The sequence below is a fragment of the Candidatus Accumulibacter meliphilus genome (genome assembly GCF_036625345.1).
Lineage (GTDB): Bacteria > Pseudomonadota > Gammaproteobacteria > Burkholderiales > Rhodocyclaceae > Accumulibacter > Accumulibacter meliphilus.
In genome coordinates, this window is record NZ_JAZKTZ010000009.1 from 177,564 (window position 1) to 199,706 (window position 22,143).

Genomic DNA, 22,143 nt, shown 5'->3' on the forward strand with positions numbered 1-22,143 from the left:
CGGCTCACCCGGCAGTGTCAGGATGTTGCGCACGGGCGCGCGGTGGGCTTCATAGCGCCGAGCGACGGCGCTCAGGCTGCAAAGCAGCGCCCTGGCGGCAGCCAGCGCGCGCTTCGGCGCGCCAGGAAGGCAGGCAGTCAACGGAGCAAGGGCTTGCTGCGTTACGCAGGGATTGCTCCACACCTACAAGGCCAGCATGAAACGTCTCCTCTTCGCCGCCGTACTACTCGTTGCCACCTCAGCGGCACTTTCCACCGACCTTGGCGTCTCGGTAAGTATTGGCCAACCCGGCTTCTATGGTCGCATCGACCTTGGCGGCTATCCAACACCGCCGCTGATGTACCCGCAGCCGATCATCATCGAGCGGGTACCGGTCATGCGCCCGCCGATCTACCTGAACGTTCCCCCCGGCCACGCAAAGCACTGGAGCAAGAATTGTCACAGGTACCGAGCCTGCGGGGAGCGGGTCTACTTTGTTCAGAACACCTGGTACAACCGCGAATACATTCCCTACTATCAGGGTCAGCAGCGCTATCGCCGTGAGGAATACCGCGAGGACTACCGCCGCGACTACCGTCGCGCCAACGACCGTTACCAAGAGGATGAACGCCGGGATGACCATCATGGCAAACAGAAGAAAGACAAGGGCCACGGCAGCAACGGCAAGCATGGTGGAGATCGCCAGGATTAGCGATCGCGGGCGATCGACTGAGCCGGGGCCGAAGACTTCGATTTCCGGTGGCAGCAGACTGCCGCCTGATGATCATTCCGGAGCGACTCCGAAAAGCGCACCGGGACGGCTTTCCGAAAGCCGTTAACGGTCATGACATGTCGAGACACCCCTGATCATGAAAGTCATGACCGCCCCCCTTCCCCCGGCCTGGTTCCACACCTGCTTGCCCATGGCGTCGACGACGAGGCGCGTACGGCTGCTGCCAAAGTAATGCGCGCTACTTCGACAGCGCCGTCAGGCACCATCATGCCGATGAGGAAGACGATCTCTTCCCGGCGTTGATCGAGTCGAAGGCCGGATCGGACGCCATCTGCCTGCGCGAAGTGATCGACGGCTTGAAAGCCGATCAGCGTGCACTGAAAGCGTGTTGGCGCCCTACCTGCGCCTGGGCGCGATGCCCGACAGCGAGCGGCCACGGGTGAAACGTGAAAGCGCCTTGCGCCTTGGTGCAGCGATCACCAGAGCCAGGTCGTACGTGCTTTTTTCGCCCTCGCAGGCGCTCTCGACGAAATGGCGTGCTCCTGCATTTCTGCCAGATGACGCAGGGAAGCGCCAGGCGTGGCATTGGACAAGCAGAAGTTGAGGGTCTCGCCATTCATTTCACGGCGTACCAGGAGATGCCAGTTGTCAGCCGACGCGGATCTGCCATCCCAGACCCATACCCGCTGGATCAGATAGTCGGCGCGCAGCTTGCGCTTGCGATTCTCCCCGCCCGTGATCAAGAGCCGACGCCACGCGCTTGTCGGCTGAGCAGACATCCAGGCAATCACGGAAGTGGGCGCTGCCTTTTCGCGCAAGCGTAGTGATGCGCGAACCAAAGACGATCGTTCATCCGCCACGACTGGCGACGGTTCGTCGACATAGACGGCCCTATCCGGGTGAATCTCCAGCAGGAAAGTCTCCCCCGCGCTATCCAGTTCGCTGGGGAGCCATGGCAGGTGGCCGCAAGTACCATCGAAAGCAAGGAAGGAGAAGAGGTAACCGTCCCGCCGGGCGCGCCGCACGACGTCGAGGGCGATTTCACGTCGGCGACTGAGCTCCGGTGTGACCACGGCCACTTTGGCCACTTCCGCCTCTTCGGCCACCTTGAGGCAGGGGACAGCGGTGCTCCAGGTGGGCAGCTCGGAGTTCAGCAGAGCCACGACGCTCTTTCGCGCCACCGCCGCACGGTCCGCCCCCCCGCCGGCAGCAGCCTGATTCGCGGCCACCGCATCGCGTTCGGCGTGTGTGATGGCATGCCCCAATGCAAAGCTGCCCATCCCCTGTTCTCCGCGCAAACCGCCTACTTCATCTTGGCGACGTAGGCATCCATCACCAGATCGAGGTCCTTCTGGATTTCCTTGTTGTACGGCTTGTTGAGAACCGTGTTGGGCTTCAACTTCCACTCGGGCGTGCCGTCGGCAAGCGCCTGAACCAGTTCCCAACGGTAGGTGAAGGTCTTGTCATTCAAACTGCGCAAAGCCTCCAGGCGCTTCGGCCCAATCACGTTCAACTTTTCCAGGGCCGCGAATTTGGCCGGGTCCACCGTGATTGCTTCGACCAGGGAGTCGTCGACAAGCTTCAGGCTGGTTTTGTAAGGCAAATCCGGCAGAGCCTTGTCGATGGCGCTCTTTAGCGCGCCCGAAGTAGTGAAGTTCTTGCCGACCACCGCGGACAACGCCTTGGCATCCACCGCATCGCCATGCTGAATCAGCAACTGATTGGAGAGACGATATTCCGAGGGGTTGTAGACGGTTTGTCCGAAGACGTTTTGCAGAAAGAAAAGAAATACATAGCAAACCAGCGCCGCGATGACCGGGGTCTGAATCCAGGCCAGGCCAATACGCCCGACGACGCTCCATTTGATGTTTTTGGCGTTCTTGATCAGCCCGATGCCGACCACTCCGCCGACGACTGCCTGCGAACTCGATACCGGTACCAGAGGGATCGTCGGCAGGCCAATGGAAGCGAGAGCAAACTCCAGGCCTTCCGAGGCGAAGAGGAACAGAACCAGCGAGGTGGAGATGATCACCACAAAGGCAGCGACCGGGGTCAGCGGAGCGATTGACGTTCCCACCGTCATCATCACCCTCTTGGCGTAGCTGAAGACGCCGACGGCAATGGCGATCCCGCCGAGCAGGAACAGCTGCTGCAAACCAGAGAACTCGAACACCCCGGCGTTCAGATCCCGGAACGGATTTGCACCGATGAAGACGCCCATCACATTGCCGATGTTGTTGGCGCCCAGCGAATACGCCCCCAACGCGCCGGCAACGACCAGACCAATACGGGTCAAGGCATCCAGGCGAATGATGTGAATCTGCGCCTTCTCGAGCCACTTAAGCACGCCCTTGTAGAGAAAGTAGCTGAAGAAGCCGGTGAGCAGCGGGCTGGCAATCCAGGTGGCACAAATGGTCTTGAAGACGCTGTAGTCGGTCACCGAACCGGTGAACAGGTTCCAGCCGATGATCGCTCCCACGACGGCCTGGGTCGTCGAAACCGGCAGACCGACGATGGTCATCCAGGCGACCACGGCCGCTGCCGAAAACGCGACCATGAAGGCGCCGCCCAAGGCGTTGATCGCGCCGAGCTTGGACAAGGTGTGGGCTGCTCCGGCGCCGCTGACGATGGCGCCGGCAATCACGCCGATCGTGAGGATGATCGCAGCGGTCCGGAACTTGACCATTCGCGAGGCGACCGCCGTACCGAACACGTTGGCCGCATCGTTGGCGCCCAGCGACCAGCCCAGGAACAAACCGCTGGAGAGGTAAAGGAATATCGTAGGATCCATAGTCTCGGCGTCTCCCTGAACTTAATGTGAAAGTCGCGCAAGCGACTCACGAAACTCCCTTCTCCCCTCGCGGGAGAAGGGTCGGGGAAGAGGGAAAACGGTCATGACTTTCATGATCTGAGGTGTATCGATTGTCATGACCGTTAGTCCAAGCGCTTGATGGTGTAGATCGCCAGCCAGTCGGCGACGTCCTCGGATTCATCTGCGATATGGTCGATCGCATCGATGAAGCGGCGCAGGTGCAGCTTTTCGGCCAGAGGCATGGACGACCCGAAGACGGCGCGTTTCAGCTTGTCGGATGCGCGGTCGGCATCCTTTTCATAGAACATCACCTTGTGCAGGTGATCGCGAACCGAATGAATGTCACGCAGGAAAGCCCGGGACGCGAGCACGGTGCTCTCGACGGCCATGGACACGCTTTCGGCCAGTTCCCGCAGGTCGGCGTGCAGCTCCTGAGAGAAAGCGGGCCGTTCGATGGCGAACGACACCATCGTCTCTTCCATGACATTGAGCAGGCTGTCCAGATCTTCCAGCAAACTGAGAACGTCGCCACGAAAGTCGGGGATCAGGGCCATGGTATAAAGCTCTTGCTCGACCTGGCGACGCAGCTCGTCCCCTTTGTGCTCCAGTTCGTTGAGCTGCTTCAGCTTGGCCGCCAGGTCGTCATTGGCTGCTGAATCCAGGTACACCCCAATCGCGGAGCGAAACGCAAGGCCGCCCTGCGAAACGGTGTCGAGGAAGGAATCGAAGTGCATTTCCACTTCTCGCGTGGTGTGAAACAGGCGCAGCTTGCTCTTGTCCATTAAGGTCTCCTTTTTGCCGGTGTGAAAATGCTCGGTAATTGCAATTACGGCCGAAGATGTCGCCCTTGCCTGACAGCCGAGGCGACCTCACATCGGGCACCTTGACGCCGAAAGCAAATGGCGAAATCGTGGCCGCCGGGCGGCGTCGCTGCAGTACATGACGCTGCGGTCGCGTGGACTATTTGCCGATGGCAGGCTTGACCACGACCTGCCTCCCTGTCGTCTGTCGACGAGTGCTTCAGAATGCTCGACTCGGCCGGGTCGGTCGCGGCAAATCCGGCTGACAACGCCGCTGGCCGGGCACGGATGAGCGCGGCAAACGGCTTTTCCCCGCAACAAATAAAGCACGAATCATGCCATAAAACAGACAAGCAACACTTCACATGCTGAATCAGTGACCTGGCGGCAATAGCCGGGGCCAAGCGACGTCCGCTTTGGGGTGCAACAAGATGGACATTGTCGGTCATGACCGACCGTTGAAGCAAGGTATTTTGTAGGTACACCGGTGTCTTGTGTCTCCTCCGGCGGAATCGCGCGTAAAGACGCGGCGTTACACCCTGTCTCCGGCGACCCGTGCTTGAGGCTGCCGCGGGGACTTGCTGGCTGTGCGACGGTCGCGACACAGGCGGGCGCGGGAATCGCCGTACCCTCCGCTTTGGCAACGCCGCTTTGTTGCGCACCCGCACCGCTTTCTCTTTCTGCTAAGCTCCCGGCCGACAGCCCGTCGCGGTCCGCAAGTTACTACCGCAGGATTCTTCACAGCTCCGCTCTGATGATCGTCAATGTTCGACCAGCTACGAAAATATGCCGCCGCCTATGCCGTGGCGATCGGTGGGGTGGTGCTGACCTGCTGGTCGTCGTGGAATGTGCGAGAGGAGTTGCAAAGCAGCCACCGCAGGGAATTTCAGTGGGCGGCCAGCGATCGCATCGAGTCGGTGCGAGCTGTGGTCGACCAGGGACTCGACGCCTTGCGGGAAATTCGCGGGCTTTTCTACGCCGCCCAGGAACTTGACGAAAGCACGTTCAGCGCCTTTGCCGACCCTATCCTGCAGCGTCACCCGTACATCGCAAGCCTGCTCTGGGCCCCCCTGCAGACCGCGCCTCAGGAAGAACCATCGGCCACTGTCATCGGCGGGGTGCCGACAACGACAGCGGCAGTGAAAGACACGCCACTGGGCACCGAGCGCGAGCAACGCACTCGCATCCCGGTTGTCCTCGCCGCGTCACGCGCGCTCTCCGAACTCGCCAAAGGCGTCGACCTGAACTCGAGCAGCGAACTCGCGGCATTGTTCGCGCGGGCCCGCGAGAGCGGAAAAATTGCCGTCAGCGGGCGCATGACGCTGGCCCGACCAGGCAGGAACAGCCTGTCCGTCATCTACGCCGCATTGCCGATCCATGCCCCTGCAAGCGCGCAAAGCAGCCCGGCTCCCGAGGGTTTCGTGCTTGGCGTCTATGACATCGAGGAACTGGTCCACTTCGCCATCAAGCGGCTCGAACCACGCGGTGTCGAGGTACTGGTGCGCGACGAGACGACGGGCGACGACGCGCAGTTCCTCCCGCAGATCCTCCCGCAGTTCCTCCCGCAGTTCATCCATTTCTACCCCAGCCGTCTGGAACCCGGCGCCACCGCGACGGCCACCGGCTGGCTTCCGGAGCAGGACGAGAATCAGCCACGGATGGTGGCCACGATTCGCGTCGGCGACCGCAGCTGGACAGTCACCTGCGTGGCCACGCATACCTTTCGCAGCGCTGAGGCATTCACCGAGGCGCATTGGTCAGTGATGGTCACCGGCCTCTTGTTCACGGCACTCCTCAGTTTTTACCTGGTGCGCAGTCGACGCGAACTGGACAATCGCAGCCAGCTCGCAAAAACCATCTTCGAACGCGAAGAACTGCTTCGCCAGCTCGCCGAAACAGTCGATGTCGTTTTCTGGGCGATCAACGCCGAGGCAACGCGGCTGGAGTATATCGGCCCCGCTTTCCGGCAGCTGGCCGGTGACGAGGTCGAACTGGACAGTACGGCACCATCGCTGCTGCTCGACGTTTTCGCGCCGAAAGACCGGCGCATGCTAAGCGAAGCGATTGCCGACTTGCAGGCGGATGGCGGGCGATTTTCGCTGATCCTGCCGCTGTCACCTGGCTGCCGGGGCCAGCGAAATCTGCTCTGGCTGCGCGTCTGCGGCTTCCCGGTCCGTTCGCCGCAGCACGGCTTGAGCCGTATCGTCGGCTTTTGTGAGGACATCACCGAGCACAAGCTGGCCGAGGATGCGCTGCGCGACTCGGAAACGAAGTTACGCACCTTGTTCAATCATTCGCCCGACCTGATCTTCACTGTCGATGAGCAGGCCCGGATCCTGTTCGCAAACCGGCCGCTGCCGCACCCGTTTCCCGACGCTGACGACAAGCGCTCCGAACTGGCTTTGCCAGAACATGTTCGCGACGCGTACCTGGACAAGTTGCGGCAGGTATTCGCCAGCGGCCAGATCGAACACTGCCAGTACACCGCCGACGACGCTAGCTGGTGGGAAATTCGCATGGTGCCGATCGGTGCGGACAACGCCGCCAATACGGGCAGAGCGATGACCGCAGTGATGGTGGTGATTACCGACATCACCGAGAACCGGAAGCTGCAGTGGCAGGCGATCCGCAGTGCGCGCCTGGCCTCGCTTGGCGTGCTGTCGGCTGGCATTGCGCACGAAATCAGCAACCCCAATCATGCCATCATGGCCAATGCGCCCCTGTTGGCCCGCATCTGGCAGGATGCCCTGCCCATCCTTGCCGAATACGAACAGGAGCACGGGGATTTCCTGCTCGCTGGCTTGAGCTTTGCGCAGGCGCGCGAGACCATTTCACGTGGCATGGCTGACGTCGGCGAAAACGCCAGGCGGATTCAGAAAATCATCGGCAATCTGAAACACCTGGGCAAGCAGGATCACGGGCATATGGACGAACTCGCCGACATCGCGAAAATCCTCAAGGCCGTACTGACCTTGCTCGATGCGCGCATCCGAAAGGAGAGCGATTGCCTGACCCTGGCTCTGCCGGAGGGCTTGCCGCCCGTCCGAGGCAATGTCCAGCAACTGGAGCAGGTGTTCATCAACGTCATCGTCAATGCCCTGGAGTCGCTGCCGGATCGGAGCCGCTCGGTGAAAATTACCGCCGGGCTGGATCGCTCCGCCAGCCGCATCATCGTCCGCGTGGAGGATCAGGGCACCGGCATGAGCGACGAGGTCATGGCCCAGATCAGTGAGCCCTTTTTCACCACCAAAGCAGAACGTGGTGGCACCGGGCTGGGTCTTTCCATCTCGTCGTCGATCGTCGAAAAGCACGGAGGGCGCTTGCGCTTCGAGTCCAACAAGAGTTCTGGAACAACGGTGAGCATCTATTTGCCGATTGTCAAGGAGGCGTGAATGAAAGAGAAGTCGCCAGCCAGTTGGCCGGTCTTCGTCGTCGATGACGACCCGTCGGTCCTGCACGCGACGGCGGCGGTGCTGCACAGCGCCGGCGTCGCCAGAATCGAGAGCATCGACGACAGTCGGCAACTGCTGCCGGCGCTCGAACGGCAGCCAGCCAGCACCATCCTTCTTGATCTCTTCATGCCGCATGTCACGGGCAACGAGTTGCTGCCGCAGATCGCCCGCCTCTGCCCGCAGTTGCCGATCATCGTCATGACTGCTGCTCAGGATGTCGAGACCGCAGTGCTGAGCATGAAGGAAGGCGCTTTCGACTATCTCGTCAAGCCGGTCGAGGAAAGCCGGCTGGTGGCAAGTGTCCGGCACGCGCTGGAGGTACAGTCGCTGCGCCGTGAGATGGGCGTCCTCAAACACTATCTGTTGTCGGACTGCCTGCAGCACGGCGAGGCATTTGCCGGCATCGTGACCAATAGCCGCAAGATGCGCGCGCTCTTCCAGTACATCGAAGCAGTGGCGATATCGGCAGAGCCGGTGTTGATCTCCGGGGAGACCGGGGCCGGCAAGGAAATGTTCGCCCATGCCCTGCACAAACTCAGCGGTCTGCCCGGGCCGTTCGTGCAGGTCAATGTCGCCGGCCTCGACGACACCCTGTTTTCGGACACCCTCTTCGGCCACCGCAAAGGCGCTTTCACCGGTGCCGACGAGAACCGCGCCGGCCTGATCGCACAAGCCAACGGCGGCACCCTGTTCCTGGACGAAATTGGCGATTTGTCGATGGCCTCGCAGGTCAAACTCCTGCGCCTGTTGCAGGAGCACATGTATTTCCCCCTGGGATCCGACGTGGCGCGACCCAGCGACGCCCGCGTCGTCTGTGCGACCAACCACAATCTCGCCCAGCTGATGCGCCAGAACCAGTTTCGCTCCGATCTCTTTTTTCGGCTCTCGGTGCATCAGGTCGAAGTGCCGCCCCTACGCCAGCACACCGAAGATCTCACGCTGCTCCTGCAGCACTTTCTCGACGAAGCGGCCGCGGCGATCAGGAAACCGGCACCCGAACCATCGAACGAGCTGATCACGCTGCTCTCGAACTACCATTTCCCGGGTAACGTGCGCGAGCTGCGAGCGATGGTCTTCAACGCCATGGCCTTGCATCGAGGCGGTTCGGTACTGGCCATGGACAGCTTCCGCCACGCCATTCAAAAGCAACAGCAGCTACGGGCCGACTACCCGGTGGCAGAGGCATCCGATGGATTGCCGATCGTCATCCCGGGACGCTTTCCGACCCTTGACGAGGTCGAGGAGGCCATGGTCGAGGAAGCGCTCCGCCGCGCCAAAGGCAACCAGGGCGTCGCCGCGACGCTGCTCGGACTGTCGCGTCCGGCGCTCAACAGGCGTTTGGCGCGGCGAATGCTTCAAGCCAGATCCTGAGCCGCGGAATGCGACGCGCCGCGAAGCCCGGTGGATCCGCACCCGATGTAACATTTTGTGATCGCAACGCCGGCATGCCGAAACTGCGTGTGTGCCTTTCGGAAGACGTTTACCGCCACCGGAAATGACGTTGCCCTACGCGCTGCAGCGTTTTGTTTCACCCCCTGCAGCGTAAAGGGCAACAGGCATCATGATCGCCAACCCCTGCCCTCTCTTGTTTTTTCCGCTTTCCTGCACATTTGATGGGCCTGGCATAGAAAATGCTTTTGTCAAGTCGGTCGGCCGCGTAGTGGTCGTCTTCAGACTTTTGCCCTCGTCATTTTCCATATGGGAAAGGCTTAACCATGTCAGACGTTAGCACTGAAGCATCTTCTTTCACCCGCCGGCTCCTGCAGCGGGTCTTCCCGACGACCACCGATTTTTTCGCCCTACTCGCCGAACAAAGTGCTCATGTGAATAGCGCCGCCGGCCTGCTGGTCGAATACATGGGCAGCGACAGCTCCCAGGCGACCAAGAAAATCTGCGAGGCCGGGCGCGAGGGCGATCGACAGAAGATTCGCAACCTGACCCTGCTGAACGAAGCTTTCTCGACGCCGATCGACCGTGAAGACCTGCATCGGGCGTTCATCAATCTCGATGAGATCATCAACAGCTGCCAATCAATCGTCGTCGAAATGGATAGCGAGCTTCTCGCTCTGAAGCCTGACAAGGCCTGCCTGGAAATGGCTGTTTACCTCAAGGCCGGGGTGGAAGCGGTGGCTGCGGGCTATGGCCGCCTGGCGAAGGAACCGCAAGCAGGCCGCGCCGACGCCGAGAAAGCCGATCAAGCGGTGAAGAGCCTGACCCGCACGGTCCGGCGCGCACTGGCCGAACTATTTCAGGACAACGACTTCCAGAATATTTTCCGGCGCAAGGAGATCTACACCCAGCTGAGCCGGGCCGGCGACCGTCTGAACATCTGTAACAGCACGCTGCTGGATATTGTCGTGAAGCTCTGCTGAACACCCGCCGTGTCTTGCGGAGGCGGGGAACACGAGCGTCCCGACTGCTCCTGGCCGCGTGTCGGGTGAAGGCAGGGATCGAGAAGGCCGCTGCTGCTTGGCGCCCACGCCGTCCGCGGGGTTCACGTTGTGCCCTTGCGCACAACACTCCCAACAATCAGGCAAAGCACTTTATACAATGGAAACCCTGCCAATTTCGCGCTGCTGACCGCTGACATATATGCGCTTTATTGCAGCAGCCCGTGGCGGCCCTGGTCAACGGCCAGGCGCCTGATCGTTTGCGAGAACCGCGCGCAGTTTGTCCATAGCATGATGCGTGTTGGCATGCCAAAAAAACAGTCGGCAGCGCGCCCCGTTCGCACAGCCAGGGCGCTGAGCCGCTATACTTCCGCGCGCAGCGGACGCAGCCTGGGCAACCTATCCAGGACTGCGTTTTATTTTTGGCCCTGCAGCAGACCAATGGTCCACAGCAGGGCGATTTCTGCCGTTATGGCGGGAGGCCTCAAGGCATGGAAATGGCATTGAATCTCAAGAACGACAAACTCGTCGGTGATTTCTGGGGTGGTCTGGCGTCGATGCTGGTCGCCCTGCCGTCGGCAATCGCTTTCGGCGTCACCATCTACGCCGCCATCGGCCCCGAATATGCAGGCCTGGGCGCGCTGGCCGGCATTCTCGGGACGACCGCTCTTGGCCTGATCGCGCCGACCCTCGGTGGCACTGACCGCCTGATCACGGCACCTTGTGCGCCGGCGGCGGCGGTATGCTCGGCCTTTGCCATCGAACTGGTGCAAAACGGCGTTCCGGCGACCTTCATCGTCCTGATGTTGACCGCCCTCGGTCTGGTCTGCGGGATCGTCCAGCTGCTGCTCGGCTTTCTCGGCGTCGGCGGGCTGATCAAGTACATCCCGTTTCCGGTCGTCAGTGGCTACCTCAGTGGCGTCGGCCTGATCATCATCGGCAGCCAGATCCCCAAGTTCATGGGCGTAATGGATGACTCATCCTGGTGGCGGGTGGTGATTGCGCCCGATCTGTGGCACTGGCAAACGGCGCTGATTGGCGTGGTAACCATCGCCGTGATGCTCGGTGCGCCGCGCTTCACGCGCCTCGTGCCGGCCGCGATTCTCGGTCTGCTCGCTGGCGTGATCACCTATTTCGCGATTGCCTACACGGTCGACGACTCCTTGCTGGTCATGGAAGGCAACTCGCTGATCATTGGCCCGCTGGGTGGCACGGCGTCCAGCATGCTGCAAGCGATTACCGGCCGCTGGCACGAAATAGGCGAGCTCAAGCTCAGCCAGATCGGCGCGCTGCTTGGTACGGCCATGACCCTGGGCGTTCTGCTCTCGATCGATACGCTGAAGACCTGCGTCGTGCTCGATACGATGACCCGCAGCCGCCACGATTCGAACCGCGAGCTGATCGCCCAGGGTTCCGGCAACATCGCCTCGGCCTGCGTCGGTGGCATGCCCGGCGCCGGACAGATGGGAGCTACGCTGGTCAATCTCACCAGCGGCGGCCAGACGCGGATTTCCGGCGTCATCGAAGGGGTTCTTTCGCTGATCACCTTTCTCGCCCTGGGAAGCCTCATTGCCTGGATTCCGGTCGCTTCCCTGGCGGCCATCCTGATCATCGTCGGCGTGCGCATGATCGACCGCAACAGCCTGCACCTGCTGGACTCGCCATGGACGCGCTTCGACTTCTTCGTGGTCCTGACGGTGGTCGCCGTGGCCCTTGGCTACAGCCTGATCGCGGCGTCGGGCGTGGGCATCGTTCTCGCGATGCTGCTGTTCATCCGCGAGCAACTGAGCAGTACCGTGATCCGCAACAAGATTGACGGTGGCAGCCGCTTTTCGAAGCGCGTGCGCTTGCGTGAGGACATGGAAGTGCTCGAGAAAGAGGGAAAGCAGACGGCCATTCTGGAGCTGCAGGGCAGCCTTTTCTTCGGCACCAAGGATCAGTTGTATCTGGCGCTCGAACAGGAGGTCGGTACGCGCAAGTACCTCGTGCTCGACATGCGGCGCGTCCAGTCGGTGGACGTCACGGCCGTGCATCTGCTGGAGCAGATCAGGGACTCGCTGATCGAACGTGACGCTTTTCTGATCTTCTGCAGCGTCTCGAAGACGCTGCCCAATGGCCGCAACATAGGCGAGCTCTTCGAGCAGATGGCGCTGACGGCGACGAGCGAGCATGTCAAGATCTTCCCTGAACTCGACGACGCCATCGAATGGATTGAAGACCAGATCCTGGGCAAGGATGTGCAACAGGAAGCCGATATCGCTCCGCTGGAACTCGCCGACATCGAGGTCTTCAGCGACCACAAGGATGAGACCCTGATTGACCTCGAAGCGTCCTTCGAGCGACGCTCGGTGGCCAAGGATGGCAAGGTGTACTCCTTCGGCGATCAGGGCGACGAGCTGTTCCTGATTCGCAAGGGAGCGGTGCGCATCACGCTGCCGAGTGCTGGCGACCTCCCCGGCCATCACGCGCTGACCCACGGCCGCGGTGACTTCTTCGGCGGGATGGCCTTTCTTTCCCACATGGCGCGCTTCAACGACGCCACCGCCGTCGAGGATACGGAACTCTTTGTGCTGCAGCGTGCGCAGCTGGAGAAGCTCCGCGAGGAACACAAGCGGCTGGCCTTCGAGCTGGTCGAGGCGGTCGCCAAAGTGCTGGCCATGCGTCTGCGCTATTCCGACAAGGAACTGATGGCCATGCAGGATTGAGGTGAAAGTCGCGCAAGCGACTCACGGAGCACCCTCCTACCCGCGGAGGATGTCGCGAGCCTGGGCATGTGGACCCTCGGCTACGCGGCGAGCGGGTCGAAGTGGAAAGAGGAATCCATGCCCCTCGCCGATCGCGGCAACCAGCTGCTGGACCTGCTGAGCATCGAGGGACTGGGCCCGCCGCACGTGGCCGGGAGGGGCGGCGCTACGCCTGGGGAGAAGCCTTCGACCCCAGCCGCTGCAACAGTTTCGAAACCCATGTGCGGGGCCCCACGCCGGTGGGCGTGTTGCCCGGTGGAGACACCCCGCAAGGCCTGGCAGACATGAGCGGCAACGCCTTCGAATGGACCGGCAGCCTCTACCGCCCGTATCCCTATGTGGCCGGCGATGGCCGCGAGAATGCCGACGATGGCCAAGGCCAGCGCGTGGCGCGCGGCGGCTCGTGGCTCGGCAATCGCCACTACGCGCGTTGTGCCTACCGCCTCAGTCTCGATCCCGGCTTCCGCGACGTTAATATCGGCTTTCGGGTGTTGTGTGTCGCCCCCATCCCTTGAAACGCCGGCCACTGCTGCGCTGATCACTGTTTTTCTGGTTCACCGCCTCTCTGACGCGCTGCAACGCGGCGCCCGGCGCGAAGAATTTCTTCGTGCAACGGCACCGGCTTGTCTCCTTCTCGGCACGCCAGCTTTCGTTCCCGAGCCGAAAGAGCGCAAGACCAGTGCCGCACCATTTCGTGAGCGGCTAAAGCACCACTTCCCGCACGCAACGCTGACGCGAGTCGTCCCCGACGACTATCGCGCCGGGCGCATCAGCTTTGCCGAGCTCGATGTCAGCGTAAAGGCGTGGGTGAATCACGTCCGCTATGCCGATACCTGGGGCCTGCGCCGACACGTGTTCTCAGGGCTGCCATTCAGCAGGATGCCGACAGGCTCGCCGGGCGCTACGCGCCCGTAGGCACCGCTGCGCGGTGCCGCAGTGAAGCAGTGAAACAGAAAAACAGAGATCAGCGCAGCGGGGGCCAGCAGTTCAAGGGATGGGGGAAACACAAAACACCCGAAAGCCGTGATCGTAGCGGCAGTTGACGGGAGCGTTGAGGAAGCGGAGGGCGCAACGCGCGATGAGGCGATCGTTGTCCCACGAGCCACCGCGCACCACGCGCCGGACATCGCCACCCGGATCGGTATCGCCTGGCTTTTTGTACTTGTTCAGGCACCACTCCCAAAGGTTTCCCACCATGTCGTGGCAGCCCCAGGGGGAGGCGCCTTGCGGATAGATGCCTGCTGCCGAGGTCTGCGCCAGGTAGTGCGGTCCCTCATCGTCCCATGTCTCGTTGATATTGGCATGCCCCGGCGCGAAGTCACCCCAGGGGAATTCCCGGCCATCGGCGCCGCGAGCGGCCTTTTCCCATTCCTGCTCGGTCGGGAGACGGACCTCATAGCCGAGGATCTGGCTCAGCCAGCGGCAGAAGGCCATGGCCTCGAACCACGAAACGCTCTCGCGCGGGTGGTTGGCATGGTCCCAGGACGATTCGGCAGGACGCTCGGTACGCTCGGCAAGGCCTTCCCACCAGCGGTCGTCGGCGTAGCCTTGCGGGTCGTCGATGAAGCAGCGGAACTGACAGTTGGTGACCGGATAGCGGGCGATGTGGAAGGCCGGCAGCTTGATCCTCTTCTGCTCGTCTCCATAGCGAAAGGCCCCGGCCGGGACTTCGACCCAGTCGATATCCGGCACCAGGCATCGCCGCCGGCCATTGAAGCGCAGGCCGACACCGGGCCGGTCGTCCAGCGGCCGGCCGTCCAGGGTCAGGCTACCGAGCGCGCGACCGATGGCCGCGCGGGCCTCGGGCTCGGGATCGTCCGCTATATTCGTGAGCCGCGGTCGCCACGCCTGCCGCAGCCGCAGCAGGGTAGCGTCGGGCAACTGCGCGCCGCTGCGGAGGATGCACTGCGCGGCCACCTCGGGCTGCGCCTGCAGCAGCCATTCCACCACCGGCGTGCAGTCGGCGGCATACAGGGGTCGTCTCAGAAAACGGAAAATAAAGCACGCTAAGAAGGCTCAGTGCTCCTGGCCCCTGAGAGTCGCCCTGCAGATTGTTTCGTAGCCCTAGCCGCCGTAGCAAAAATACCGATGATGAAAACCTGCTTGGCGTCTGCATCGATGGCAATCACGGCACACTTCTTGTAGTGAGCGGAAGACAGGAGACTGGCCAAGCGCTCCTTCGTGGTTCTTAGGCGCCATATCAACCTGACTCTCGGAGCGGATTGAGCTCGGAAGGGTTTCTTTCAGCTCATACTGTATGCATAATCAACTCTTGCCGTTTACTAAGACTCCACAATGAGGACGCTGCTTTGCGCGGCCACGCTGGTTGGATCAATGGCCATCGTGGCCTATGTACCCACCGCATGGGCGCGGGAAAATTGTCCGGCGACGGCGCCGGCGATTGATCGGGCACTGTGCGAGCAGCCGGCTTTGCGAGTGCTGCGGGATGCGCTAGCGCGCAGTTTGGGACTTTGGCAACAGCATTGCAGTGGCGATGCACAGGGGGCACCCGGACGACTCCGCCTCCATGCGCCGTGGCTAGCCGATGTACGAGCGGAATTTGACCGTCTGGACGGAGTGGCGGCGCAGGACTACCTCGGCAGTACCTTCACCCAGCGGGCTGACGAACTGGCGCAAGCGCTTTCGTCGTGCGCGCAGGAGCCCGGCCGCAGCGTACAGGAAGTGCGCATAGACACCGTTCGCCTGCCGCTAACGACGGGGCAAGACGAGGCCAGCAGCCTACCTTTCGTGCAGACAAGACCCGCACTCGTCGGCCTGCGGATCAACGATGCGCTCTATCGGGACCTATTGCGCATGGACGCGCCTGCGAGTCCGCGGGACGAGGATGTCAGCGACCGGCTCTCGAGGCTTCCAGAGGCGCTGTCAGCGAATGAGACCATCAAGGTCTCCGTGCTGTGGCGCAGCCCACGCCTGCTCGTACTCCAGGTAGATAGCTACGGTTGCGAGACTCGCTGCTGGCAAAACCACGAGCAGCGCCTGTTCGATCTGCGCACTGGCGATCGCGTGGAAGCGGACGATCTGCTCAGCCCCGATGGACGCCTGGCAGTCCACCGGCGCGGCGAGCGCAGCGTCTTGGAAGCGGCACGCAAGCTGCGCCGACGCGGCGAAGCGCAGTGGACACCCGGCAGCCTGGAAGCCTTTGATTGGTGTATCGAGGAATGGCGTCGCTGGCGTTCGAAGGGCGGCGACCAGATCGTCTGGCGTAGCGACAAACGCTGGCGGCTCCGTGGCCCGTCTTGCCCAGGGCATGTTTACGGCATGTTGAGTTCCATCGACAGCAAGATCTTCCCGCTCGCATCGCTTGCACCGAATCTGAGTGCCTACGGCAAGAGCCTGCTCTTGGGGGTCGGCGATGTTCGCACATGGGAGCAGCTGTTGGCCGCTTGTGCCGTATCGGGCGCGCCGCCAGACCCGCAAGGCTGGGCCGCACGCGTAGCGGAGATCTCTGCCGGCGAAGACCATGTCTTCCTGCGCGAAGCCTCAGGGCGCGTCTGGGGCTGGGGGATAAACTACGACGGCGTATTGGGCAGGGGCGATACACATAGGGCTGAGATCGTAGCGCCCTTTGTAATCGGCGACGATTACCTCTATGCCGGAGCAGGCCAGCGTTTCAGCAGCGTCGTGCGGCGCGACGGTAGTCTGTGGACCTGGGGCGGCGGCTATTCTGGCCGTCTGGGCGACGGCGGCGAGAGCCGCCGGCAGCCCGCTCGCATCGGCGAGAATTTCATTCTGGCCGATGTGGACAACTACGGCGGCCGGGCTCTAGCGCAAGACGGCCGCCTCTGGGCTTGGGGTGGCAGCAAGCGGCCTATTCAGGTAATGGCCAAGGATGTGACGCAGGTACGTGGCAGCAAGCCCGTTCTTATTCTCCAACGTGACGGCGGCTTGTTGGCCTGGAATGAATTGCATTGGGCTCGTCCTGGAGAGTCCGACGCAACACCCAGGAACCTGAATTGGCATGGCCTGGGCTTTGCGCGGCTACCCCAATCACGCAACATGGAACTGGCCTGGCGTGCCGATGGGAGTACCTGGGCATGGGGCAGAACGCTAGCGGCGATGACTACGTCCGAGGCCCTGCCGGGCTTGAACGAAAGTCCATGGCCCCGACTGGTGGGCCAGGACTGGGTAGACGTCAAGATCTCGAAAGATTCGACGCTGGTCGCCGCCCGCAAGCTTGACGGCAGTCTGTGGGTGAGCCAGGAACGAGCCATGAAAGTGCGCATGGAGCCGCTGGGTTGCGGCTTCGCCGACATGGCTTTTGCATACGACGAGGCCCAGGGTATCCACCTGCTAGCGCTACGCTCGGATGGTACTTTGCTCGACTACCATAGCGACAGGCGTGATGACGCCAACTTACGCCGCAACCTGCTCGTGCGTAAACCCGACGTTTTGGTGAGCGGTGGAGTGAAGCTGTTCCAGGAGAACGACTACTGGGGCAGTATAGGCGCGGCCGTCTTCCTGTTGCGCCAGGACGGCACGCTGTGGCGATGGTATTGGCGCTTCGGGACGCAGTACCCCAAGGAGGGTGTGCCGCCAGAACAACGCTTGGGCCGGATTGACTTTCCGCAAGAGTGGTTTCTGGGAGTTGCGCCGCAGCGCTGAGCGCTGTCTTTCTCGTTCTGCTGTGAGCCGTCTTGATGCACCCAGCAGCTGACACGGCGATAGCCACTTGGCGTGCACCGGTTGATGTACTCCAGAAAAGGCGGGATTGAGGCCTTCTGACGCCAGTTGTGGGCCGAATCACGGCTCCCAGAGGCGATTCGAAGCAAGAACGTGGCGGAATCGCTCGGAAAAGCGGTAATTCATCGTACACATTGAACCGAATCGGTCGCGTTTAACGCGCAGTGGCTAGATTCACGAAAACCTCGGGGAATTCGAGGTGCCAGGTAGGTTGGCGGCAGGGCCCATCAGCGATCCTCTCGGGTGTGCCACAGTCGCAGCACGTAGATGGTGGTTTCCGTAAGTTCATAGCGCATCTCGTAATGCCCCACGAGAATCCGGCGCACCTCGCGCGGCTCGAACTCATCGATCCGTTCGCCGATGCGTGGGTTGACCAGTAAGGCAGACGGCGCGGCCGCTAGCGCCTGTACGGTGCGCGCAGCCGCCGGTTTGTTTACCGGGGCCAGAAATTCGTATAGACGAGCCAAGTCGGAGAGCGCCTTGCTGGTCCATTTCAGTTCCATCAACGCGGCACCGGCAACGGCGTGTCGGAGCTGAGGCTATCGGCCCATGCCTGTACGGCTTGGTGGTCGATGACCCGGCCGGCATCCACATCGGCCAGTGCCTCGCGGGTCAGGCGACTGCGCTCTTCCTCCTGGTCGATCCAGGCCGACAGCGCTTGTTTCATGATCCAGCCGCGCGACCTCTCAAGCCGAGCGGCCATCTGATCGACCTTCTCGGCCAAGGGGATGGGAATGTGTGCGGTCAGCACTTTGGTTTCGGTCTGTGCCATTGCGAAATCTCCTTCGTTTGTCGGACAGCTCTGCTCATTTATGATTGCACTATAATCATAGTGATTTACAGTGAATCATTCAAGCAAGGTGTCATTTTGAGCTATACCCTAACTTGGCGTCCAACACAGGACCTAAAATGCGTCAGGATAGAGTGGTAACGAATGTTTATTGACATTCGCGATAAAGGGTCATAGATTCTTTCCTGACATATTCATGCAGGAGGCACCCTTGAAAGGTCAACGCATCGGGTATGTTCGGGTCAGCAGCTTCGATCAGAACCCGGATCGCCAGCTTGAACAGGCTCAGGTGGACAAGGTGTTCACTGACAAGGCATCGGGCAAAGACACCCGGCGGCCCGAACTCGATGCGCTGCTCATATTCGTGCGTGAAGGTGACACCGTGGTAGTGCACAGCATGGATCGCCTGGCGCGCAATCTCGACGATTTGCGCCGCCTGGTACAAATGCTCACCAAGCGCGGCGTGCGTATTGAGTTCGTCAAGGAATGTCTGACCTTCACTGGCGAAGACTCGCCGATGGCAAACCTGATGCTGTCCGTGATGGGCGCGTTCGCGGAGTTCGAGCGCGCCCTAATCCGCGAGAGGCAGCGCGAGGGCATTGCACTGGCCAAGCAACGCGGGGCCTACCGGGGCCGCAAGAAAGCCCTGTCGCCAGAGCGTGCGACCGAATTGCGCCAGCGGGCCGACGCCGGCGAACAAAAGGCGAAGCTGGCCCGCGAGTTCGGCGTCAGTCGGGAGACCCTGTATCAATACTTGAGAGCGAATCACTAAACATGCCGCGTCGTTCCCTACTGTCCGCCGCTGAGCGAGAAAGCCTGCTGGCGATGCCGGACACCAAGGACGACCTGATCCGACATTACACGTTCAACGATACCGACCTCTCGATCATCCGGCAGCGGCGCGGGTCTGCAAACCGCCTGGGTTTCGCAGTCCAGCTTTGCTACCTGCGTTTCCCTGGCATCGTCCTTGGCGTTGATCAGTCGCCGTTCTTGCCCTTGCTGAAACTGGTCGCCGACCAGCTCAAGCTTGGTGTCGAAAGCTGGGACGACTACGGGCAGCGGGAGCAGACCCGGCGCGAACACCTGGTGGAACTACAAACGGTGTTCGGCTTCCAGCCGTTCACCATGAGCCACTACCGGCAGGCCGTACATACGCTGACCGAGCTGGCTATGCAAACCGATAAAGGCATCGTGCTGGCCAGTGCCTTGATTGAGCATCTGCGGCGGCAGTCGATCATCCTGCCCGCGCTCAACGCCATCGAGCGCACCAGTGCCGAGGCCATCACCCGCGCCAATCGGCGCATCTACGAAGCACTGTCCGAGCCGTTGTCGAACGAGCACCGGTATCGCCTCGATGGCCTGCTGAAACGCCGCGATAACGGCAAGACGACGTGGCTGGCCTGGCTTCGCCAGTCGCCCGCCAAGCCCAACTCGCGGCATATGCTCGAACACATCGATCGTCTCAAAGCTTGGCAGACTCTCGACATACCTGCCGGCATCGAGCGCCTCGTTCACCAGAATCGTTTGCTCAAGATCGCCCGCGAGGGCGGCCAGATGACGCCCGCCGACCTGGCGAAATTCGAGCCCCAGCGACGCTATGCCACCCTCGTGGCGCTGGCCATTGAGGGCATGGCCACCGTCACTGACGAAATCATCGACCTGCACGACCGCATCCTGGGCAAGCTGTTCAACGCCGCCAAGAACAAACATCAGCAGCAGTTCCAGGCATCTGGCAAAGCCATCAACGCCAAGGTGCGCCTGTACGGGCGCATCGGCCAGGCGCTGATCGACGCCAAGCAATCGGGCCGTGACCCGTTCGCCGCCATTGAGGCCGTTATGTCCTGGGATGCCTTCGCCGAGAGTGTCACCGAGGCACAGAAGCTCGCCCAGCCCGAGGACTTCGATTTCCTTCACCGCATCGGCGAGAGCTACGCAACCTTGCGCCGCTACGCACCCGAGTTCCTCCGAGTGCTCAAGCTGCGGGCTGCTCCAGCCGCCCAGGACGTGCTCGACGCCGTTGAAGTGCTGCGCGGCATGAACACCGACAACGCCCGCAAGGTGCCCGCCGATGCGCCGACCGGCTTCATCAAGAAGCGCTGGGAAAAACTGGTGATGACCGACGCCGGACTTGACCGACGCTACTACGAACTGTGCGCGCTGTACGAGTTGAAGAACTCGCTACGCTCGGGCGACATCTGGGTACAGGGGTCTCGCCAGTTCAAGGACTTCGAGGACTACCTGGTACCGCCCGAGAAATTCGCCAGCCTCAAGCAGTCCGGCGAATTACCGCTGGCCGTGGCCACCGACTGCGACCAGTACTTGCACGAGAGGCTGACGCTGCTTGAAACGCAGCTTGCCACGGTTAACCGCATGGCGTTGGCCAACGACCTGCCGGACGCCATCATCACCGAGTCGGGCTTGAAGATCACGCCGCTGGACGCGGCGGTGCCCGACACCGCGCAGGCGCTGATCAACCAGACGGCCATGCTCTTGCCACACGTCAAGATCACCGAACTGCTGCTGGAGGTGGATGAGTGGACGGGATTCACTCGCCACTTCACACACATGAAATCTGGCGAACTGGCCAAGGACAAGAACCTGCTACTGAGCGCAATCCTGGCCGACGCGATCAACCTCGGCCTGACCAAGATGACTGAGTCCTGTCCCGGCACAACCTACGCCAAGCTCGCCTGGCTGCAAGCCTGGCACATCCGCGACGAAACCTATTCGACCGCGCTGGCCGAGCTGGTGAACACCCAGTTCCGCCATCCGTTCGCCGAGCACTGGGGCGACGGCGCCACCTCATCGTCGGATGGCCAGAACTTCCGAACCGGAAGCAAGGCCGAGAGTACCGGCCACATCAACCCGAAATATGGCAGCAGCCCAGGACGGACTTTCTACACCCACATCTCGGACCAGTACGCGCCGTTTCACACCAAGGTGGTCAATGTCGGCGTGCGTGACTCGACTTATGTGCTTGACGGCCTGCTGTACCACGAGTCCGACCTGCGCATCGAGGAGCACTACACCGACACGGCCGGCTTTACCGATCACGTCTTTGCCCTCATGCATCTGCTGGGCTTCCGCTTCGCGCCGCGCATCCGCGACCTGGGCGACACCAAGCTCTACATCCCGAAAGGCGAAGCGACCTATGACGCCCTCAAGCCGATGATCGGTGGCACGCTCAACATCAAGCATGTCCGCGCCCATTGGGATGAAATCTTGCGACTAGCCACCTCAATCAAGCAGGGGTCGGTGACGGCCTCGCTGATGCTCAGGAAGCTCGGCAGCTACCCACGCCAGAACGGCCTGGCCGTCGCCTTGCGCGAATTGGGTCGTATCGAGCGCACGCTATTCATCCTCGACTGGCTGCAAAGCGTGGACCTTCGTCGCCGAGTCCACGCCGGTTTGAACAAGGGCGAGGCCCGCAACGCGCTGGCCCGCGCCGTATTCTTCAACCGCCTAGGCGAAATCCGCGATCGCAGTTTCGAGCAGCAGCGCTACCGGGCCAGTGGCCTCAACTTGGTGACGGCCGCAATCATTCTGTGGAACACGGCGTATCTGGAGCGGGCAGCTCATGCGCCAGGTGCCAACGGTGGTGCTGTCGATGATGGCCTGTTTCAGTACCTGTCACCGCTCGGCTGGGAGCACATCAACCTGACCGGCGACTACCTGTGGCGCAGCGGCGCCAAGATCGGTGGAGGCAAGTTCAGGCCACTACGCCCTATGCAAACGGCTTAGC

16 protein-coding genes and 1 pseudogene are annotated in these 22,143 nt (G+C 61.8%); 11 read left to right on the plus strand and 6 right to left on the minus strand.

What is annotated here, in order from left to right; translation table 11 throughout:
* The first annotated feature begins 196 nt into the window (after positions 1–196).
* Both V5B40_RS18875 and V5B40_RS18880 read left to right on the plus strand, forming a co-directional pair.
* Positions 197–691, plus strand: a complete 495-nt coding sequence (locus V5B40_RS18875) for a hypothetical protein (RefSeq protein ID WP_332355937.1) — start codon at positions 197–199, stop codon at positions 689–691.
* Positions 692–823: 132 nt separating this feature from the next.
* Positions 824–1,107 (plus strand): annotated as a pseudogene (locus V5B40_RS18880) (hemerythrin domain-containing protein); the annotation flags it as partial.
* 81 nt (positions 1,108–1,188) lie between these two features.
* Here the strand turns inward: V5B40_RS18880 and V5B40_RS18885 are convergent.
* From V5B40_RS18885 to V5B40_RS18895, 3 genes are all read right to left on the minus strand, one after another.
* Positions 1,189–1,992 (minus strand): transposase, encoded by an 804-nt coding sequence (locus V5B40_RS18885; RefSeq protein WP_332355938.1) that lies wholly within the window; start codon positions 1,990–1,992, stop codon positions 1,189–1,191.
* 23 nt (positions 1,993–2,015) lie between these two features.
* The gene (locus tag V5B40_RS18890; protein WP_332355939.1) at positions 2,016–3,503 is read right to left on the minus strand and encodes an inorganic phosphate transporter; all 1,488 of its coding nucleotides are present in this window, start codon (positions 3,501–3,503) and stop codon (positions 2,016–2,018) included.
* Positions 3,504–3,646: 143 nt separating this feature from the next.
* The gene (locus V5B40_RS18895; protein ID WP_332355940.1) at positions 3,647–4,306 is read right to left on the minus strand and encodes a DUF47 domain-containing protein; all 660 of its coding nucleotides are present in this window, start codon (positions 4,304–4,306) and stop codon (positions 3,647–3,649) included.
* Between the two features lie 782 nt (positions 4,307–5,088).
* Here V5B40_RS18895 and V5B40_RS18900 point away from each other — a divergent pair.
* The 6 genes from V5B40_RS18900 to V5B40_RS18925 all read left to right on the plus strand — a co-directional run bounded on the left by V5B40_RS18900 (position 5,089) and on the right by V5B40_RS18925 (position 13,825).
* On the plus strand, positions 5,089–7,716 hold the full coding sequence (locus tag V5B40_RS18900; RefSeq protein WP_332355941.1) for an ATP-binding protein: 2,628 nt from the start codon (positions 5,089–5,091) through the stop codon (positions 7,714–7,716).
* A complete protein-coding gene (locus V5B40_RS18905; RefSeq protein ID WP_332355942.1) occupies positions 7,717–9,147 on the plus strand; it encodes a sigma-54-dependent transcriptional regulator in 1,431 nt (476 codons plus the stop codon).
* A gap of 344 nt (positions 9,148–9,491) precedes the next feature.
* Positions 9,492–10,148: a DUF47 domain-containing protein gene (locus V5B40_RS18910; protein ID WP_332355943.1), complete on the plus strand. Its 657-nt coding sequence runs from the start codon at positions 9,492–9,494 to the stop codon at positions 10,146–10,148.
* A gap of 509 nt (positions 10,149–10,657) precedes the next feature.
* Positions 10,658–12,871, plus strand: a complete 2,214-nt coding sequence (locus V5B40_RS18915) for an SLC26A/SulP transporter family protein (RefSeq protein ID WP_332355944.1) — start codon at positions 10,658–10,660, stop codon at positions 12,869–12,871.
* A gap of 101 nt (positions 12,872–12,972) precedes the next feature.
* Complete coding sequence (locus V5B40_RS18920; protein ID WP_332355945.1) at positions 12,973–13,425, plus strand: formylglycine-generating enzyme family protein; 453 nt, start codon at positions 12,973–12,975, stop codon at positions 13,423–13,425.
* Positions 13,406–13,825, plus strand: coding sequence for a hypothetical protein (locus tag V5B40_RS18925; protein WP_332355946.1), 420 nt, complete (start codon positions 13,406–13,408; stop codon positions 13,823–13,825). Before V5B40_RS18920 ends, V5B40_RS18925 begins: the two co-directional genes overlap by 20 nt.
* Positions 13,826–13,897: 72 nt before the next feature.
* Here V5B40_RS18925 and V5B40_RS18930 read toward each other — a convergent pair whose 3' ends face one another.
* Entirely contained in the window at positions 13,898–14,857 is a 960-nt protein-coding gene (locus V5B40_RS18930; protein WP_332355947.1) for a formylglycine-generating enzyme family protein, read from the minus strand.
* Between the two features lie 348 nt (positions 14,858–15,205).
* Between V5B40_RS18930 and V5B40_RS18935 the strand changes: the two genes are divergently transcribed.
* Positions 15,206–17,533: an RCC1 domain-containing protein gene (locus V5B40_RS18935; RefSeq protein ID WP_332355948.1), complete on the plus strand. Its 2,328-nt coding sequence runs from the start codon at positions 15,206–15,208 to the stop codon at positions 17,531–17,533.
* Between the two features lie 305 nt (positions 17,534–17,838).
* Here the strand turns inward: V5B40_RS18935 and V5B40_RS18940 are convergent, their stop codons facing one another.
* Both V5B40_RS18940 and V5B40_RS18945 read right to left on the minus strand, forming a co-directional pair.
* Entirely contained in the window at positions 17,839–18,114 is a 276-nt protein-coding gene (locus V5B40_RS18940) for a type II toxin-antitoxin system RelE/ParE family toxin (RefSeq protein ID WP_332355949.1), read from the minus strand.
* A complete protein-coding gene (locus V5B40_RS18945) occupies positions 18,114–18,383 on the minus strand; it encodes a CopG family ribbon-helix-helix protein (RefSeq protein ID WP_295508424.1) in 270 nt (89 codons plus the stop codon). The genes V5B40_RS18940 and V5B40_RS18945 overlap by 1 nt, the downstream gene beginning before the upstream one ends.
* A 229-nt stretch (positions 18,384–18,612) precedes the next feature.
* On the opposite strand from V5B40_RS18945, the gene V5B40_RS18950 reads away from it, so the two are divergent.
* Together V5B40_RS18950 and V5B40_RS18955 are read left to right on the plus strand one after the other, a co-directional pair.
* Entirely contained in the window at positions 18,613–19,173 is a 561-nt protein-coding gene (locus V5B40_RS18950) for a recombinase family protein (RefSeq protein ID WP_332355950.1), read from the plus strand.
* A 2-nt stretch (positions 19,174–19,175) separates the two neighbouring features.
* Positions 19,176–22,142: a Tn3 family transposase gene (locus V5B40_RS18955; RefSeq protein ID WP_332355951.1), complete on the plus strand. Its 2,967-nt coding sequence runs from the start codon at positions 19,176–19,178 to the stop codon at positions 22,140–22,142.
* Position 22,143: the final 1 nt, after the last annotated feature.